We start from the raw sequence: 15,980 nt of genomic DNA on the forward strand, positions 1-15,980 counted from the left end.
GGGATGGAGGACGTCGGTTCTTCATAGGAGACGAAGATGTCCATCACCTTTTACGTCACCGATCTCGACACCCGTATCCAGTCCGCACCGGCACCGATCAGCCCTCGTGAGCTTGCCGCATTTCGCAAGTTCATGCGCGAGGCAGGCATCGAAACAGAGGACGATCCGGAGGGCGAACCCGAGGAGCTTACCTACGCTTTCAACGCCTCGATCTGCCGCTTTGCCATGGCCACAATCGCGGCCATTTTCGGCAACAGACCCGACGCCATTGCCGTTATCGAGGAGGCGCAGTTCCTTGGCCGGCTCGTCACTTTTCGCCGCACCGAGGTGACGCACGATGTTCGGATCGAAGTGTCGCAGCGGCTCGATGGTGCCGGCGAGCTCGACCTCGTAAACGGGAACGCCTACGCCATCCTGGAAGCGCTCCAACTGGAGCGTGAGAGCGTTGGCGACATCAGCCTGATCGAGCTACGCGACCGACTGGCAGAACCCTCGATTCGCGCTGGTTTTACCGAGCGTTTTGTTGAGTACCGCCTGCCGTTTTTCGACAAGGTCGCGGCTATGGAGCCGTATGAACAGACACCGCGCCTGGTCTGGGCTTAGCTTCCCTCAGACCTGACGCAGTAAGGGGACGCTTGCTCACGCGGCGTCCCCTTTTTTGCCTGATGCTATCGCGCATCAAACCATTGCGACTGCGTCGCGGATCAGGACGCCGGCACGGTGTCCAGCGCAAGCCGACGTTCGACTTCGTCGACGCCGAGCTTGCGGATCCGGTCGCACAGAGACTTCGCTCTATCGGGCTTCAAGTTCATCAAACCTGACCGCTCCAGCGCGCCGGTTACGACCTCGCGCTCGCGCTCTTCGAGCTTGCGTTTCCGCTCGGCGAGCTTCTCCTCGTCGACCGCGATCTGCGCCCGTTCCTTCTCGAATGATGTCGCCATTTCTGGGACCTTTCTGCTCACACGCGTGAGCTCGAATAATAGCATTGGTTGCCCCGTGACGGGTCATATCACGAGGGCCTGACTTGGCCATAGCGTGAATGAAACCGCAGCGTATTTGAGCACGCTTCTGTGTCGGACTTGCGCCGGAAAGATCGCCGTCTTCATCTCACTGCCCACGCATTCACGAGACGCCGGGATAGGGCTGTAGGGGAGTACGACGCCATTGCGATTCTGAGTGTTCGCCGTTCACGGCCAGGCAGAATGATGGGCTCTGGCGAGCCGGGTTAAGCGGACCATCCGGCTGTGCCGAATGGGCGTTTTCGCAAGCGAGCTTCTCCGGCCTGGCGGCCATGAGCGCCGCCCACCGGGCACGAACCAGCATCACAGGAGAGAACCAGGGAAAAGCAGAACCATGACTACAGCCATAGTCCCTAAGCCAGCACACCTTACACGTTGGCACGTAGGCGTTCTTCAGCGTAAGCTTATGTTGTAGCAACGTTTTTCCGTTTGTGGGCCCGGTTGCAACCGGTTGCAACCTTCGGTCCTAGCTACCCTTTCCGCTTTGTTGTCAGCGGCTTACGCGTTGCAACCGGTTGCAAGTCGGCTCTTTGTAGACGCGCGGCGGTCGTGGTGGTATAAACCGGACTGCGATATCCAAACCAAGTGCCTTTTTTAAGGTACTTGATATGAAAAAGAACATACCCGTCGGTGTTGGCTTATCCGTCGACACGATTGGCCGCTTCGACAGTCTGAGTCAGAAGCTCCAACTCTCCCGGTCCGAGATAGTACGTCGCTGTGTCGATGTGGGGCTTCCCCTTCTCGAGCTCGGCCACCGCGTTGATCCGATCCGGCTCGTCGCGCATATCGAGTACCTGCAGGCCGCGCTTGAGACGATCATAGCGCGCGAGCATAGCGATATCGCAGACCGCCTTTTAGACATCACCGTCGAGCGCGTGGAGAAGTTCCATGCGTAAGAACCGGGCCGCGGACGACATCCGCTTCAACGGTCAAAGCGCCACCATCAAGCATCACTCTGAACGCGGAAAGGTGGTCCGAAACTCGGGCTCGTTCACGCGCGGATCGCAGCTCGTCACCCACGAAGTGCTGATGACCTGGCAGGGCGTGAAGCTGCCCCTGCAAGTCGTCGCGATCTGCTGGATCACCCTCTTCTCAGGCATCGCTTACTTCTGGCTGCTGCCCCAAGAGCTGAGCCTGATCCTGATGCGGATCTGGTCCGGCTTCTGGCTCATGATGGACTTCGATCCGGCCAAGCTCATCAACCTCAAGCTGCCCAACGGGAACCTCATTCAGATCCCGATGGCGAGCGTCAAATACAACAGCCACGTCGTCATCGCGGTCGACAAAGGCATCCGGTTGACCCTCGCTTCGTTCATCGGTGCGGCGTTCCTGACCGTGCCTCTGACGGTGTGGTTCGTCGACTTCTCGCGCAAGCGTGGCAGCGCCATTCTCGACGAGCATCACGAGCGCGGATCGATGCTCGTCGAGCGCCCTATGCTGATCGACGCGATACGCCATTACAACATGGGCGAGCTCAATAAAGAGTGCGCTAAGCACAGCCCGCCACTGGCTCCCAAGAAGGTCGCCATGCTGTCCGTGAAGGAGCGGGCACGGCGCGGATTTCATGTGCCCTATACCCTCGCCGGTGTGCCCTATCCGTGGCGCCTCGAGCAGTCGCACACGATGTTCATCGGCACCACCGGGTCGGGCAAGACGACCCAGCTGCGCGCGCTCGTCAGCCAGGCTCGCAACCGTGGCCATTCGTGCGTGATCTTCGATCTCACCGGCGCGTTCGTGGAAGCGTTCTACGACCCCGAGCGAGACTTCATTCTGAACCCCATGGACACCCGCTGTCCGCCCTGGACGATCTTCAGCGACTGCCACAATCACGCCGACTTCATGGCCGCTGCGGCGGCGCTGATCCCGAGCTCTGGCGATAACGCGGAACCCTTCTGGGCAATGGCCGCGCGAACCCTGTTCGTCGAGATGTGCATCAAGCTGATCGAGTGCGGTGAGACCAGCAACGGCGCCATCGCTGCGCGCCTCATGCAGGCCGATCTGCCCTCCGTTCATAAAATGCTCGAGAACACGATCGCTGACCCGCTGACGGCCAAGGAAGCCGCCCGCATGGCAGAGTCCATCCGGGCTGTGTTCAACACCAACGGCCAGGCCATTCGCTTCCTGCCCGACCCGGTCCCGGGCGGTGCTCCGCCATTCTCGATCAACGATTGGATGGTGGAGCGCGGCGGCACCGGATCGATCCTCTTCATCTCATCGACCCACGCTGATCTCACGCTCAACCGCGCGCTGCTGACGCTGTGGATGGATCTTGCCGTGGGCGCGCTGATGAAGATGCCGCGGACCCGGGACTTGCGCACCTGGTTCCTCTTCGACGAGGTCCACGCGCTGCATCGCTTGCCTGCGATCGAGCATGGCCTGCAGACGGCGCGCGCGTTCGGCGGCGCCTTCATCCTGGGCATGCACAGCTTCAGCAAGCTTGCCGAGACCTATGGCGAGAACGGCGCCGTCCACCTTACCTCGCTCGCCGGCACCAAGCTGATCCTGAAGACCGCCGACATGCCCACCGCCAAGGTCTGCGCCGACTTCATCGGCAACCGCGAAGTGCGCCGCATGGACGAGGCTTACAGTTATGGCGCGAACAGCACGCGCGACGCAGCGACGCTCACGCCGCGCAAGGAAGTCGAGCCGCTCGTCATCCCCGATGACATCAAGGAGCTGCCCTCGATGCACGGTTTTGTGAAGTTCCCCGATGGCTTCCCGGCAGGCCGGATCAAGCTTGAATGGCGCGACTATCCGGCCGTCGCCGAACCCTTCTGCCGCAAGACCGACATGACCATGGCGGCCTACAAGCCGCCCAAGAAAAAGGGCTCTGAAGACGAGGGCGGACGCGAGAATGCGGGGGTGGCAACGACCACCACACAGCCGCCCGAGAAAGGTGCCCATGGACCGGGTAATGAGCCCGAGATCAGCACGAGCAAGGAGAGTGCGGAGAGCAGCGAGGCGCAGCGTGTCCTCGACTTGCGCAAGCGTGGCGAGGACGCCGATGCGCGGACAAACGCCGTCGATCAGCAGCGTAAGGGAGGATCAGAACCGACGTCCATGAAGTCGTGGCGGGAAAGCCTCGCCGGCGCCGGAGTGAAGGCGATCGAAGGGCGGCCAGATCGTCCGACCGACGTTCGCGACCCCACCCAGTCGAGGTCTCAGAACGCCGCCAATGAGCAGCTGATATCGTTCGAGGAGCGGCACGGAATAGGTGCCGAGGACGTCGGTGGCGACAAGGCCAAGGATCACTCGAAGGATCACGAGCCGGACATCGACGACGGCATGGATGTGGGGCTGTAGGCGATGCGCCACATAGAGCCGCTCACCAGCCTTACCGCCGGAATTGCGCGCCGACTGCAGCTCGGGACCCATGAGCTTCTGATCGCTTGGCAAAGCAGCAAGGTGCCTGTGCTAGCCTTAGCGTTCTGCTGGGCCGTGCTCTTCGCGCTAGCTGCCGGCTGCTGGCTTGTGCCGGAGCTAGGGCTCCTCTTGGCGCGAGTTCGTTCAAGCCTATGGCTCATGACGGGCATCGCTCCGTTCGAGCTTCTCGATGTCGAACTGCGCGACGGGCGCGTCATTCTCATGCCCGTGGGAAGCGTCAGATACGACAGCCTTGTCGGAGCGGCCGTAGCCAAGGCCGCCCACCTTGCGCTCCTATCGCTGATGGCTGCTTGGCCTCTCTCCGTTGTTCTCGCAAGTCGGTGGTTCCGCCGCGGGCGCGACATGGACCGGGCGGTCTAGGCCATGCACTCCATCGCCGCAGTTGGCTCGGCTGCAGGAGCAGCCAGCTACTTTGCCAAGGACGACTACTACACCGGCGAGCATGCCGAAGGGCTCAGCGCCTGGGGCGGCGCGGGCGCCAAGGATCTCGGGCTGAAAGGCGAGGTCGGCAAGGACGCCTTCGAGAACCTGCTAAACGGCAAGCTGCCCGATGGCACTGTCGTCAATGCGTCCGAGAACCGCCGAGCCGGGCTCGACCTGACGTTTTCCGCTCCCAAAAGCGTGAGCGTGCTGGCGCTGGTCACCGGCGATCAGCGCATCCTCGTCGCGCAGGAGAAGGCAGTTCGCGCCGCGATGGGCATGATCGAGGGCAAGTATGCCGAGGCCCGCGACTACTCCGATGGCCGCAAGGGTGAGCCGGTACGCACCGGCAATCTTGTCTATGCGACCTTCCAGCACGACACCTCGCGCAAGCTCGATCCTCAGCTCCACACCCATGCCGTTGTCGCTGCGATCACGAAGACGGCACAGGGCACCTGGAAGGCTCTCTGGAACGGCGAGATCTGGAAGAACAACACCGTCATCGGCTCGACCTATCATGCCGCGCTACGGGCCGAGCTGGAGAAGATCGGCTACCGGACTGAGATCACTGGCAAGCACGGCCAGTTCGAGATCCAGGGCGTACCCAAGGGCGTGATCCAGGAGTTCAGCCAACGCAGTCAGGAGATCGATGCGAAGGCGGCTGAGATCGGCGTATCCGGGCCGCGCGGGCGGAACAAAGTCGTAGTCAACACACGCGATCCCAAGCTCAACGTCGAGGACCGTCAGGCGCTGAACAGGGAATGGCGTGACCGTGCTGCCGCGCTGGGCTTCGACGGCAAGGCTCTCGTCCAGGACGCACGCACAAGGACGGGAGAACTGTCGGCCGAACGGTTCAGCCGGACGGGTGCCGGCCTGCGCGAGATCGTCACCGAACTACAGGGCGCCGTGGGTTCTTATGTGAGACCATCCGACCCACTCACGACCAATGGCCTGGCGCGCACGCTCCTGTCGCCGACGGACTTGCGCACCGAGATGGCGGTTGCTTCCGCGGTGCGGATCCTCGGCGCGCGCGAAGCGGCCTTCGACCGCGGCCAGGTGGCCAAGCAGGCGATGGATCTTGGCATCAAGGGCGTCACGTTCGATCGCGTCGACACTCGGATCGAGACCCTGATCGAGAACGGCCAGCTGGTCGCCGGCAAGTCCGATCGGCGCGATGGCGCCTACTCGCTGGTGACCACACCCGAGCACATCGCGCAGGAGCGCAAGCTACTCGAAGGGATTGACGAGGGCAGGGGGGCCAGCCCCGTGATAGTGGCCGCCGGCGAAGCCACGGAGCGCCTGCAGACGGTGGCCGGCGATCGCCCGCTCAACGGCGAGCAGCTCGGCGCCGCGATCCTTGCGCTATCGTCCACCGACCGCACCGTTGTCGTTCAGGGCGTCGCTGGCGCCGGCAAGACCACCCTGATCGAGACCATGGCGGCGGTTGCCAACGAAGAAGGCCGCAACGTCATCGGCCTGGCCTTTGCCAACAAGATGGTCACGATGCTGCAGGACGAGGCGAAGATCCCGGCGCAGACCGTCTCCTCGTTCGTCAACGAGCACTTGCGGGGTGCCCTCGCCGGCAGCGGGGCGCGCTACGATGCCTCGAGCAACGCGCTGCGCGGTTCGATCCTGGTGCTCGACGAGGCCTCGCTCGTCGGCAACCACCAGATGAACAACCTGGTGACGATCGCCAACGCGCTCGAGGTGGACCGCCTCGTGATGATCGGTGACCGCAAGCAGCTGCAGCCGATCGACGCTGGTAAGGCCTTCAGCCTGGTTCAGAGCCATGACCCGTCGTTGGCACGGCTCGAGATCAGCCAGCGCCAGAAGACCGACCACATGAAGGCGGTGGCGACGCTTACCGGGAGCGGCAAGTTCCGGGAGGCGTTCGAGGTCCTCGGCCAGCGCGTCGTGGAAGCGGGCAACGACTACCTCTCGGTCGGGGCGGACAAGTGGTTGGCGCTCTCGGCCGAGGACCGTGACCGCACTGCCGTCTACGCGTCGGGCCGCGATGCCCGCTCGCACCTCAACGAGCGCATCCAGGACGGCCTGCGAGCAGAGGGTGCGATCACCGGCGAGGGGCGCAGCGTCACCACGCTCAGCCAGGTCAACGCGGTCCACGAAGAGCTGCGATATGCGGCGACCTACCGGTCGGGTCAGGTCCTCACCGTCATGCTCGGCACGCGGCCTGCGGGGCTCGATCGCGGCCGCTACGAAGTCGAGCGTGTCGACAAGAACGGCAAGGTCCACCTGGTCGACGAGCACGATCGCAAGCTCAAGTTCGACCCTGCCAAGCTTGACCCGAACGACAATCGCGACCCGCTGACGCTCTACGAGAAGGAGCGCGTGAAACTCCACGAGGGCGACAAGGTGCGCTGGACCGACAGCGACAAGTCGCGCGACCTGATCCGCTCGCAGGACGCCAAGATCCTCGAAGTGGGCGCCGACGTGATCCGGGTGCAGAACGCCAAGGGCGACGTTATCGACCTCGCGCATGGCGACCGCATGCTGGAGCGGCTCGGTCTCTCCTACGCGATCAACATGCACCAGGCACAGGGCATGACGACCGACCAGGGCATCGGCGTCATGCACTCGGCCGAGCGCAACCTGTCCAACGAGCGCCTGACCCATGTGATGGCGACCCGCGTGCGCGAGGACATCACCATCGTCACCAACGATGCCTCCGAGCTCGTCCGCTCGATCGAGCGCAACCCCGGCAACAAGATGAGCGCACTCGAGGCGATCGGCGAGAAGTCCATCGATCCTGCACGATCGCCGCAGGCCGCCGGCGCGCCCAACAATCCCGCCACAGCGACCAACCCGGCGGGCGCGGCCAACAATCCCGCTGAGCCACCCAAGCCCATAATCGATCGCGAAACGCTCAAGGCCGAGCCGCGCGGGCCGATCACTCCGCAGCTGCCTGTGCCCGAAAAGAACCTGGATCTCAGCCTGTGACCAAAGCAGCAACTTCAGTGTGGACCGACTGGGTCGACCAAAGCCGCAAGCTGCTGGAGCAAGCCTGCGGCCCACAGACCGGCACGTCCGCGCGGTGCGCCGAGGTGGTCGACCAATTGCGCCACATCGAACAGCTGGAGCAATGGGCGCTCGCCTTCTTCTCCGGCATGGCCTTCGTCGCCGCGTGGCGGTTCGTGGAAATGGTTTGGAACCGGCTCCGCCCGCCAGACCCGGACGAGCTCGCACCCGAGGCGCACCAGGACCGTGCTCTCTTGTCGAACGGAGGGCATCATGACGCCTGACGCCAACTCTTTGCCTGCAGCTTCGTCCCAGACCGGCGTCCGCGCACCCGATCGCCGCCCTCGCCGTATTACGCGGCCGGACCCCGAACTGCTCATTGCGCTCTGGAAGGGCGTGTGGAGCACCGTGTTCACCGTCGTGACGCTCAGCGGCCTTCTCTTCGCCTGCGTCGAGGATAAACCGGGGACACGGCATCCCACCGGAGCCGCCCGCCATGACTAGCAACCTTCTCCAGCTGGTCCTGCCGGTCCTGGCGTTGTTCGGCGTGGTTCTGCTGCTCAAGGGGCTACTCGGCAGCTTTACAGGTCCGACCGTATCGGTGCGGCCGATGCCGCTGATGACGCCGGCCGAGCGCAAGACGATCGGGTACATCGAGCAGATCCTGCCGTGGGCGAGGATTCACGCTCAGGTGTCGATGGGTGCCATTCTGGCGCCGAGGAAGGGCCTCAACCGCTCTCAGGCTGCCACCGTCCGCAACCGCTTCTCCAGCAAGCGGATCGACTACGTCGTCGAGCATCGTCGCTCCGGACGGATCGTCATGCTGATCGAGCTCGACGACCGAACACACCGGCCCGACCAGGACGCGCGCCGCGACAAGATGACGGCCTCTGCTGGCTTCGCCACCTTGCGCCTGCCGGCCGAGGAGCACCCGACCCTCCACAGCGTCAAATATCACATCAACCGAGCGTTCGCGCAGCGGCCTGACCTCATGCCGAGCGGGGTGGCTCATGTCGCTTGATGATCGTGCCTACATGAAGGACCGCTATCGCAAACGGCGCGGCCTTCCGCCTCTCAAGGGTACGACGTGGAACAATCGCAAAAGTCGCGTCGAGCTGGACGACGGCATTCCGCTCGGCAGCGCCAGTTGGATCGGCAAGGACCGCGGCAAAGAGTTCGAGTTGAAGAACCCCGGCTACAAGGATCGTCCGACCGGCACGGCCCGCGGTGGCCCATGGTTCGAGCCGAAGAACCAGGGCTTTGACTATCAGAAGAACCGGTGGCGGCCGAAGCGCAAGCACTCGGCTAGACGGTCGGGCACGCCGTGGTTCCGCTATGTCCCGCTCGGACTCGGTCTTCTGCTCATAGCCATTCCAATGCTCCGAGACGCGAAGCGGCAGGGCTGGGTCCCGGACATCGAACAGGAGACGCCCTTCCCCGGATCGGGCAGCGTCACCGTTGCCCGCAGCCTCGACATGGACCGGGTTACCAGCTGGCTCGAGGTCCAAGCCAACAGTGCAAACGCCGTGGTTCAACTGTTCGAGCCCGACACGAAGAAGCACGTAATCTCCGTTTACGTGCGTGGTGACGATCATGTGCGCGTCCGCGTGCCCCGCGGCCTGTACGAGGTGCGGCTGATCGAAGGCAGGAAGTGGCACGGCACCGTCCGCTTCTTCGGCTCCAGCACAACCTACGAGACCGTCGCTGCACCGCAGCGATTCCCGCACCAGGGCGGCTTCGGCATCGATCTCAGGCGCCGTCCGCACGGAGGCCTTCCGACCCGTTTGATGATGAACGACCCCGACAAACTCTAGGAGAATGACCATGAGCTTTGATTACGATGACGTCGGCAGCTTCGGATCGCGCCGTGCGGCCGAGGACTGGGCAAAGCGCAACAACATCGATCCGCGCGACCTCCACATCCGCGAGGGCAACGGCGGCTGCGACGTCGGCGTGCGCCGCTCGGCTATCCCCAGCGACGGCTTCAACGACGGCGACAAGCGCCGCCGCGACGGCTTCTTCTGAAAGGATCGTACCATGCGAGCTTACATGATCGCAGCGGTCCTTTCGGCCGCGATCGCCACCTCCCCTGCCTACGCACAGAAACTCGGCAAGGGCGGCATGGGCGTCGATGAGACCGTCGACCTGCCCCGCTGCAGCAAGCCTTTGGGCAGCGTTGCCCTGGTCGAGGACAAGAGCGCGCCGAGCGTCGAAGATCAGCTACTTCCCGGCATGCGCGCCCTCGTTGCCATGGCCGAACGGCAGAACGGCGGATCCCCGTCCAAGGTCGATCCGGTGCCGGTTCTGAAGCTGCTCACCGCCCGCTCCAACTGCTTTGCCATCGTGGAGCGGGGCTCGGCCTTCGACGCTCTGCAGCGCGAGCGCGACCTCGCCGCCGGTGGCAGCGTCGCGGGCGGCTCCTCGCTCAACAAGGCGACGCTGCGTGCCGCCGATTACCTGCTGAGCGCCTCCGTACTCTACTCCGACGCTAATAGCGGTGGTGGTGGCGGTGGCATCGGCGCTGCTTTCGGCTCAGCCGTGGGCCTCAAGACCAAGACTCTCCAGTCTCAGGTCATGCTGACCGTCGTCGACGTGCAGACCGGCCTGCAGGTCGCCGTGGCGACCGGCTCTGCCCGCAAGAGGGACCTTAGCGTCGCCGGTGGCGGCTTGCTGCTCGATCTCGGCGTAGGTGCCTTGGGCGGCGCCTACACCAGCACGCCGGTCGGCCTGGTGACCGCCCATGCCCTGCTCGACGCCTATCGCAAGATCGCCGTCGATATCCGCGGCCGGACAGACACAGCTCCCGCCGCCGGGACCCCCGCGCCGGCGCCGGCGCCGAACAGCGCCGCGGCACTTCCGCCCAAGCCCTGACTCAGACCCCTGATCCGCGAACCGGCCGTTCGGCCTACTTCACGAGAGGACTACCGATGAAATACCTTGTCTCTCTTGCCGCCGTCCTGGCCGCTGCAGCCGGCTCGCCGGCGATGGCCCAACCGTTCGAGAAGGAGGAGAGCCGCGCCCATGCCGCTGTCCAAGAGATGCAGACCGCCGCAAGCAAGCTCCAGAGCGACACGCGCGGCGCCAGCCTCGAGCAGATGCGCAGCCAGTTCAACAAGCCGGCCGCGATGCTTTGCAACGAGAAGGATGGTCACTGTCCCGACTGCCCGCACAAGGACTGCACCGAATGTCCCGAGCACCAGGCATCGAACGGCAACTGCCCCGAATGCGCCGAGCACGGCGAGGGCCTGTGCAAGGAAAAGGGGCACGCATAGATGCTGCACAGTGCGAGCCGCCGTCTGTCCGGCGGCACCGCCGCTGTGATGACCGCGGCTCGATCGAGCGGGCGCGTGCGCGTCACCGGCGTACTTCACCTCGCCCAGCGCGGGCCGGTGCTGATGACCGACGACGAGGCATGGCTGCTTGAGACCGAGGAAGACCTGACGCACCTCGCTGGCCGGACGGTCATTGCCGAGGGCGAGCGCCATGGTCTGGACCACCTCCGCGCCGACTACGTCGCGCCGGCACCGAGGGAGCCGTCATGAACATGGCCAGTGTTCCAAGGACCAAGTGTCCTTATTGCCTGCGCGCCGTGCAGCCCTGGCGCCGGCAGCAGCGCCTAGGTCTCTGCAGTCAGTGCCGCCGTCCGCTCGCGCTCGTGCCAACCATCATGAACCCGCGCGTCTACCGGATCTGGAATGTGTTCAGCATCCTCTACATCGTCGCTCTGCCGATCATCGGCGGCGCAATCGTGTCGATGGTGATCGGCGACCTTCCACCGCGCGAGCTGGTGATCGTCATCGCGGCCATGCTGCTGCTGTGGGGCAGCATTGACCTTTGGGAGGGCATTGCCGGCGTTCGGACCCGGATCGCGCGTTCCCGAAATGTCGTCCACGATGGCGCCGTGGCGCGCCGCATTTCGATACCTCGGATCTTTGCAGGGGTTGCCGCGCTGGTGCTCGCGACCGCCGGCTTCGCGATCTGAATCAGACAGGATCAAACTTGATGGCCCCCGACGCGAACGGCAATAGTACACGCTTCACCGCTCTACTCAGTGGGGTGCTGCAGCAGGTATCAGCTATAGCGCTCGTCGGCACAGCCTTCTTCTACTATGCTGGCTATACCTATCTCGACACCCGATATCGGGCATTCGGGCTCAACTTCGGTGCTGCTTCGGCGTCAACCGGTGAGATCATCGGGTGGGGCTACCTCGCGACGCTGTTCGCCGCTTGGCAAGCGATTGCGAAGTGGATCGGGTACTTGGTGGCCGAGATCATACTCCTCGTTGTGCTCTTCGGGCTGATAGTTGTGGTGGTCAGACGAAATGCCCTCTGGCGTGAGTGGCTTAGAAGTAAGTTAGAGCAGCACCAAAGGACGGTCGATGCAGTTTCTTCGCGCATCCTCTTCATATGTCTTTGTTTGATTGTCCTGATAAGTTCCGCGCCTGCCGGGTACGTATCCGCGAAGTACGATATTACGGGGATCAAGAAGGGCGTTCAGAAAGGATGCTGCTATACCTATGAGGATGGCACCGTAAAAGCGACCGGCGTCTTGCTTGGGATGGACAAGGACCATCTATACGTCGTCACCAATCGAGGGTTGGTCACGCTGACGACAGCACATCTCAAGCTTGCGCCCGCGTTGGCATCGTCAGCTAAACGTCGGAGCCCGCTGCAGCCGGCGGCGAGTGCGGGCAAACAGCTGTAGCTCCCCACCTTCCATCCCGCGGAAAATCCTGTAGACGGTCCACCAAGGGGTCATGCGATGGCGGCACAGGGTTGGATTTCGCTGTTTACTGCGGCACTCGGCGGCGGCTTTACGGTCAAGACGCTTGAAATCATCTACCAGGAATACAAGCATCGGAAAGACCGGCGGACAAGCGATACTAAGACGGTAGAAGTCAGCCTTGAACCCATGTTGCGTGCGGCTGACGAGCTCGTTGGAAAGCTACGATCACTTGCCGAGCAGGACTTCATACCGATCCACGATCCCGACACTGAGACGTTAGGGGAGCCCGGCTTCGCGAGCGTTGTCTACTTGTTTGTCCAATTCTGGTCGGAACTCGAGATTCTCCGGTTCCGCAGCTTATCGAGCGCTGTTGCTAGGAGTCCTCGAGGCCGGCAAGCTCAGGCATTCCTGACCTGCCTGGAATCGCGGCGGGTGCGCCTGATTGATCGCATCGCGCAGCGCGCGATCGGCGAGGCGGCCCTAATGAATGCGCGCACGATGAACTTCGTGGAGTTCATTCGCGCGTGTGACACAGACCCCTACATGAAGCGCTGGCTACGCCCGCTTCTCCAGGTCTTGACGCATCTGAAGCGGACCGACATGCGGCAACGGGTCTTACAGTACGCAACTGTAGTTCATGCCTTGATCGACACGCTCGACGTGGAACACCTAGTCACGAGCGACCGCCCGGCGGTCCCAAACAAACTGAACACGAAATCGTGGAAGGATCTGAACTACCGGGTCTTCGGCGTCTATCTGACGTTCGTAACCGATCGCTCAAAATACATAGGGCCGCCAAAACGGCGACCCTAGGAGCGTCTGTTCGGCGGTGCGCGGGGATCCAGGATCCGTTGCACCGCCTTTAACTCGGTGCTGCAGTTCGCAGCGTGCTTGTGATGTAGGATTTCAGCGCAGCCGAGTCAACCTCGGTCGTGACCGCTTCACCGTAAGCGTCCGGCCCGGACCGTTCAGGGGCACCTGCTCAGAGCAAGCGGCCGCTTTCAGGTCGGGCTCAAGGCCGACTCTATGGCGATGTCGGAGTGGATAGCCGACATGCCAGACCGTCGACTAGCTGCCTTGTCGACCCGCAGCTTGCTGGAGGTGCTTTAATTGCACCCGGTAGAGCATAGCCAGCTGTTCGTGAGCTTCGGCAGCCTCCTAGCATTGCAGCTGATGGGGGAGTGAAGCCCCGGCATGCGGCCCGGCCAAGCCGCTGACTCCAGCTAATCCAGACCTGCCCGGCGGGTCCGACCTGGACGCAGCCTGAGATTAGAGGGCGCCTCCGCTTCGGCGGGGGTTCTCTGTTGACGCCCGCCTGCGGGCAACCGGCATGCCACAGCAAATGGGCGGAGGGGGCTATGGCGGACCTAACTTCCTATCGCTCCCGCCCCACGATGCGTTCTGCCTCTCCGGCCAACGCCTCGGCTCGTACGATTAGCCGCGTACCGTTTGCACAGTCCACGAACGGAGACCGAGCAGAAATCGAAGGAGGAAACACGTAATTCGGGTGCTTCGACATGAAAGCGTCCTGAACACTCCCTAGCCGAGTTGTAAGGGCATCGATTCGCGGCTTCAATTCCGGGCAGGTAATATTGTGAGACACATCGACCCAGGCGGCAAATGCTTGCGACCAGACCGTCACCTCGGGATCGGCTTGATCACCACTTTCAGCACAGGCGATTGTGTTGATCGGCAGCGCAACGATTAGCGCTAAGATGTACCGGTAGATACGCATGTCGGATAGGTAACGCGTTCAGCGCTTCGTCCGCAACTGGCTGCGAGCAGCCGGGCTGCTTGCCAAAAGCTCGGAGAGATCCGCCTTCTTATCAGCCGATGGCGCGTACCATTCAGACGACGTGACCACGGGCAACAGCGCATCATGGACGAAGGCACCGGCCGCCTTCTGATGCTTGTCCCAGTCGCGGAGGTGTTCTTTACGCAAGCGGCCCGAATGGTTAGAGGCTCCATAGCCGCAGGCCCTGAATGCCCATTTAGGTGCGGTTAGGACTGGTGCTCACCCCCAAGTCGGCACCAGTCCGCTTCCGTCTGGCATTGTTGCTGGCAACGGTCCGCGTTTAACCGTCATCGGCTGTCCAGCCTGTCAAGCACGGATCCGACTCGAAATGACTGACAGGCAGCTCCAATCTACCTGACCCCAGCCTTTCGGCTCCACAACGCAGGGCGCGCCCGTCCTCAAGCTGCGATCGTTCCGCTTAGCCGTGCGAAAGAACCACATAGGCGCCGCAGCATCTCAGCCGCCGCAGCGATGAGCGCAACATAGCCGAGCTAGTCGTGTCCGGACATGAGGAGCTATTCTGGCGTTGGCACACGCCCATGATGATCAGGATGGGCTACGCAGAGAGCTAATGCTAATGAGTTTGTGCGCTAAAGATGTTCGCGGTGTTAGACCCAGCTACTTTCGAGGAAAGCAGTGGCTCCCATGAAACCCATCGGCAATCGGGCACATCTGTTTAAGAGCGCGCGCTTGGAAAAGCTGACCTTGCTGTCACCCCGCACCTTCGTCACGGTATGGGCGCTACTGCTGCCGACGATCGCGTGGGTAGGCTGGAGAGATGTCACCTTATGGCAGGGGGTTGGCCTGCTAGCCGCTGGGCTGGTGGCATGGACCTTGTTCGAATACGCGATGCATCGCTACCCGTTCCACTTGGAGGCGGAGCAGCCGGTACTCAGGCGATTGGTGTTCCTGACGCACGGGAACCATCACGTGAGCCCGAACGACCGGATGCGAAACCTTATGCCGCTGCTGGTTAGCCTGCCGGTGTCGGCGCTGGCATGGGCGACGAATCTGGCATTGCTCGGCTCCTCCGGAACCTGGCTGTTCCTCGGTTGGATCACCGGCTACGTGATTTATGACCTCGTGCACTACGCCTGCCATCAGCGGCCAATGCGTGGAGGTTTCGGAGCCGTGCTCAAACGCCATCACATGCGTCATCACCATGTTGACGAGCGCGGCAACTATGCGGTGTCAGCAATCTTCTGGGATCGCGTTTTTGGCAGTCGGATCAGCTCGCTTAGAGAGTTAGCATGTTTAACGTCGATTTCGGAAGATCAATGATTAAGCACAGACCACAGTTGGCGATGCGTCCAATATCGCCCGAATAGGCATACTCGCCCCTGCGGCGTGCACTTCCGCGTGGTCCGGCCATGCGCTCAGCATCGGTGCTCACGCCAGTACCGCTCCCATCGCAGCCCCCAGCCACCGCGCACCATGGCACAGGATAGATCACCGCCAACCGGGGACACACACCAGGCCGCAGTCCGCTTGCCCCTACCGTTGCCCTCCGATCGGCACTTGATCTGGCCCCTAATTCACCGGACACCCCTCAGGACGTTTCAACCTGAGCCGCTCGAAACTCGCGTGGTGAGCGCATCTTGAGGCCCGAGTGGGGGTGATAGTCGTTGTAGTCCTCGATCCAGGTCTTGATCAATGCCAGT

General features: G+C 62.8%; 19 protein-coding genes. 16 read left to right on the forward strand and 3 right to left on the reverse strand.

Going from position 1 to position 15,980, the window contains the following annotated elements:
• The first annotated feature begins 36 nt into the window (after window positions 1-36).
• Window positions 37-603 carry a hypothetical protein gene (locus tag GV044_RS16365; RefSeq protein WP_159872838.1) on the forward strand — a complete coding sequence of 189 codons (567 nt, stop codon included), beginning with the start codon at window positions 37-39 and terminating at the stop codon, window positions 601-603.
• Between the two features lie 101 nt (window positions 604-704).
• Here the strand turns inward: GV044_RS16365 and GV044_RS16370 are convergent, their stop codons facing one another.
• The gene (locus GV044_RS16370; protein ID WP_159872840.1) at window positions 705-941 is read right to left on the reverse strand and encodes a hypothetical protein; all 237 of its coding nucleotides are present in this window, start codon (window positions 939-941) and stop codon (window positions 705-707) included.
• A 686-nt stretch (window positions 942-1,627) separates the two neighbouring features.
• Between GV044_RS16370 and GV044_RS16375 the strand changes: the two genes are divergently transcribed.
• The 14 genes from GV044_RS16375 (at window position 1,628) to GV044_RS16440 (ending at window position 13,337) form a co-directional block, all read left to right on the forward strand.
• Window positions 1,628-1,915, forward strand: coding sequence for a hypothetical protein (locus GV044_RS16375; protein ID WP_159872842.1), 288 nt, complete (start codon window positions 1,628-1,630; stop codon window positions 1,913-1,915).
• Window positions 1,908-4,322 carry a type IV secretion system DNA-binding domain-containing protein gene (locus GV044_RS16380; protein WP_159872844.1) on the forward strand — a complete coding sequence of 805 codons (2,415 nt, stop codon included), beginning with the start codon at window positions 1,908-1,910 and terminating at the stop codon, window positions 4,320-4,322. The genes GV044_RS16375 and GV044_RS16380 overlap by 8 nt, the downstream gene beginning before the upstream one ends.
• A 444-nt stretch (window positions 4,323-4,766) precedes the next feature.
• The gene (gene mobF / locus GV044_RS16385; RefSeq protein ID WP_159872846.1) at window positions 4,767-7,781 is read left to right on the forward strand and encodes a MobF family relaxase; all 3,015 of its coding nucleotides are present in this window, start codon (window positions 4,767-4,769) and stop codon (window positions 7,779-7,781) included.
• Complete coding sequence (locus tag GV044_RS16390; RefSeq protein ID WP_159872848.1) at window positions 7,778-8,083, forward strand: hypothetical protein; 306 nt, start codon at window positions 7,778-7,780, stop codon at window positions 8,081-8,083. Before mobF ends, GV044_RS16390 begins: the two co-directional genes overlap by 4 nt.
• A complete protein-coding gene (locus GV044_RS16395) occupies window positions 8,073-8,303 on the forward strand; it encodes a hypothetical protein (RefSeq protein WP_159872850.1) in 231 nt (76 codons plus the stop codon). Before GV044_RS16390 ends, GV044_RS16395 begins: the two co-directional genes overlap by 11 nt.
• Complete coding sequence (locus tag GV044_RS16400; RefSeq protein ID WP_159872852.1) at window positions 8,296-8,820, forward strand: DUF2726 domain-containing protein; 525 nt, start codon at window positions 8,296-8,298, stop codon at window positions 8,818-8,820. Before GV044_RS16395 ends, GV044_RS16400 begins: the two co-directional genes overlap by 8 nt.
• Before the next feature lie 13 nt (window positions 8,821-8,833).
• The gene (locus GV044_RS16405) at window positions 8,834-9,613 is read left to right on the forward strand and encodes a hypothetical protein (RefSeq protein ID WP_236555034.1); all 780 of its coding nucleotides are present in this window, start codon (window positions 8,834-8,836) and stop codon (window positions 9,611-9,613) included.
• 10 nt (window positions 9,614-9,623) lie between these two features.
• On the forward strand, window positions 9,624-9,824 hold the full coding sequence (locus GV044_RS16410) for a hypothetical protein (protein WP_159872856.1): 201 nt from the start codon (window positions 9,624-9,626) through the stop codon (window positions 9,822-9,824).
• Between the two features lie 12 nt (window positions 9,825-9,836).
• Entirely contained in the window at window positions 9,837-10,670 is an 834-nt protein-coding gene (locus GV044_RS16415; RefSeq protein ID WP_159872857.1) for a CsgG/HfaB family protein, read from the forward strand.
• Between the two features lie 56 nt (window positions 10,671-10,726).
• Window positions 10,727-11,071, forward strand: coding sequence for a hypothetical protein (locus tag GV044_RS16420; protein ID WP_159872859.1), 345 nt, complete (start codon window positions 10,727-10,729; stop codon window positions 11,069-11,071).
• Window positions 11,072-11,341: a DUF5818 domain-containing protein gene (locus GV044_RS16425; protein ID WP_159872861.1), complete on the forward strand. Its 270-nt coding sequence runs from the start codon at window positions 11,072-11,074 to the stop codon at window positions 11,339-11,341.
• A gap of 47 nt (window positions 11,342-11,388) precedes the next feature.
• Entirely contained in the window at window positions 11,389-11,781 is a 393-nt protein-coding gene (locus tag GV044_RS16430) for a hypothetical protein (protein ID WP_159872863.1), read from the forward strand.
• A 20-nt stretch (window positions 11,782-11,801) separates the two neighbouring features.
• On the forward strand, window positions 11,802-12,503 hold the full coding sequence (locus GV044_RS16435) for a hypothetical protein (RefSeq protein WP_159872865.1): 702 nt from the start codon (window positions 11,802-11,804) through the stop codon (window positions 12,501-12,503).
• 57 nt (window positions 12,504-12,560) lie between these two features.
• The gene (locus tag GV044_RS16440) at window positions 12,561-13,337 is read left to right on the forward strand and encodes a hypothetical protein (protein ID WP_159872867.1); all 777 of its coding nucleotides are present in this window, start codon (window positions 12,561-12,563) and stop codon (window positions 13,335-13,337) included.
• A 940-nt stretch (window positions 13,338-14,277) separates the two neighbouring features.
• On the opposite strand, the gene GV044_RS16445 is transcribed toward GV044_RS16440, so the two are convergent.
• A complete protein-coding gene (locus GV044_RS16445) occupies window positions 14,278-14,466 on the reverse strand; it encodes a hypothetical protein (protein ID WP_159872869.1) in 189 nt (62 codons plus the stop codon).
• A 498-nt stretch (window positions 14,467-14,964) separates the two neighbouring features.
• On the opposite strand from GV044_RS16445, the gene GV044_RS16450 reads away from it, so the two are divergent.
• Complete coding sequence (locus GV044_RS16450) at window positions 14,965-15,600, forward strand: sterol desaturase family protein (RefSeq protein WP_159872871.1); 636 nt, start codon at window positions 14,965-14,967, stop codon at window positions 15,598-15,600.
• A gap of 268 nt (window positions 15,601-15,868) precedes the next feature.
• Here GV044_RS16450 and GV044_RS16455 read toward each other — a convergent pair.
• Window positions 15,869-15,980 (reverse strand): integrase core domain-containing protein (locus tag GV044_RS16455; protein WP_159872873.1); only part of this gene is annotated, 112 nt, incomplete at its 5' end.

Origin of the sequence: Novosphingobium sp. 9U (assembly GCF_902506425.1) — a bacterium.
GTDB lineage: Bacteria > Pseudomonadota > Alphaproteobacteria > Sphingomonadales > Sphingomonadaceae > Novosphingobium.

Bases quoted from the DNA above. Each gene is read 5' to 3' on its own strand.
- GV044_RS16365 (WP_159872838.1), top strand. From the start codon at position 37: ATGTCCATCACCTTTTACGTCACCGATCTCGACACCCGTATCCAGTCC.
- GV044_RS16370 (WP_159872840.1), bottom strand. From the start codon at position 941: ATGGCGACATCATTCGAGAAGGAACGGGCGCAGATCGCGGTCGACGAG.
- GV044_RS16375 (WP_159872842.1), top strand. From the start codon at position 1,628: ATGAAAAAGAACATACCCGTCGGTGTTGGCTTATCCGTCGACACGATT.
- GV044_RS16380 (WP_159872844.1), top strand. From the start codon at position 1,908: ATGCGTAAGAACCGGGCCGCGGACGACATCCGCTTCAACGGTCAAAGC.
- mobF (WP_159872846.1), top strand. From the start codon at position 4,767: ATGCACTCCATCGCCGCAGTTGGCTCGGCTGCAGGAGCAGCCAGCTAC.
- GV044_RS16395 (WP_159872850.1), top strand. From the start codon at position 8,073: ATGACGCCTGACGCCAACTCTTTGCCTGCAGCTTCGTCCCAGACCGGC.
- GV044_RS16400 (WP_159872852.1), top strand. From the start codon at position 8,296: ATGACTAGCAACCTTCTCCAGCTGGTCCTGCCGGTCCTGGCGTTGTTC.
- GV044_RS16405 (WP_236555034.1), top strand. From the start codon at position 8,834: ATGAAGGACCGCTATCGCAAACGGCGCGGCCTTCCGCCTCTCAAGGGT.
- GV044_RS16410 (WP_159872856.1), top strand. From the start codon at position 9,624: ATGAGCTTTGATTACGATGACGTCGGCAGCTTCGGATCGCGCCGTGCG.
- GV044_RS16415 (WP_159872857.1), top strand. From the start codon at position 9,837: ATGCGAGCTTACATGATCGCAGCGGTCCTTTCGGCCGCGATCGCCACC.
- GV044_RS16420 (WP_159872859.1), top strand. From the start codon at position 10,727: ATGAAATACCTTGTCTCTCTTGCCGCCGTCCTGGCCGCTGCAGCCGGC.
- GV044_RS16425 (WP_159872861.1), top strand. From the start codon at position 11,072: ATGCTGCACAGTGCGAGCCGCCGTCTGTCCGGCGGCACCGCCGCTGTG.
- GV044_RS16435 (WP_159872865.1), top strand. From the start codon at position 11,802: ATGGCCCCCGACGCGAACGGCAATAGTACACGCTTCACCGCTCTACTC.
- GV044_RS16440 (WP_159872867.1), top strand. From the start codon at position 12,561: ATGGCGGCACAGGGTTGGATTTCGCTGTTTACTGCGGCACTCGGCGGC.
- GV044_RS16450 (WP_159872871.1), top strand. From the start codon at position 14,965: ATGAAACCCATCGGCAATCGGGCACATCTGTTTAAGAGCGCGCGCTTG.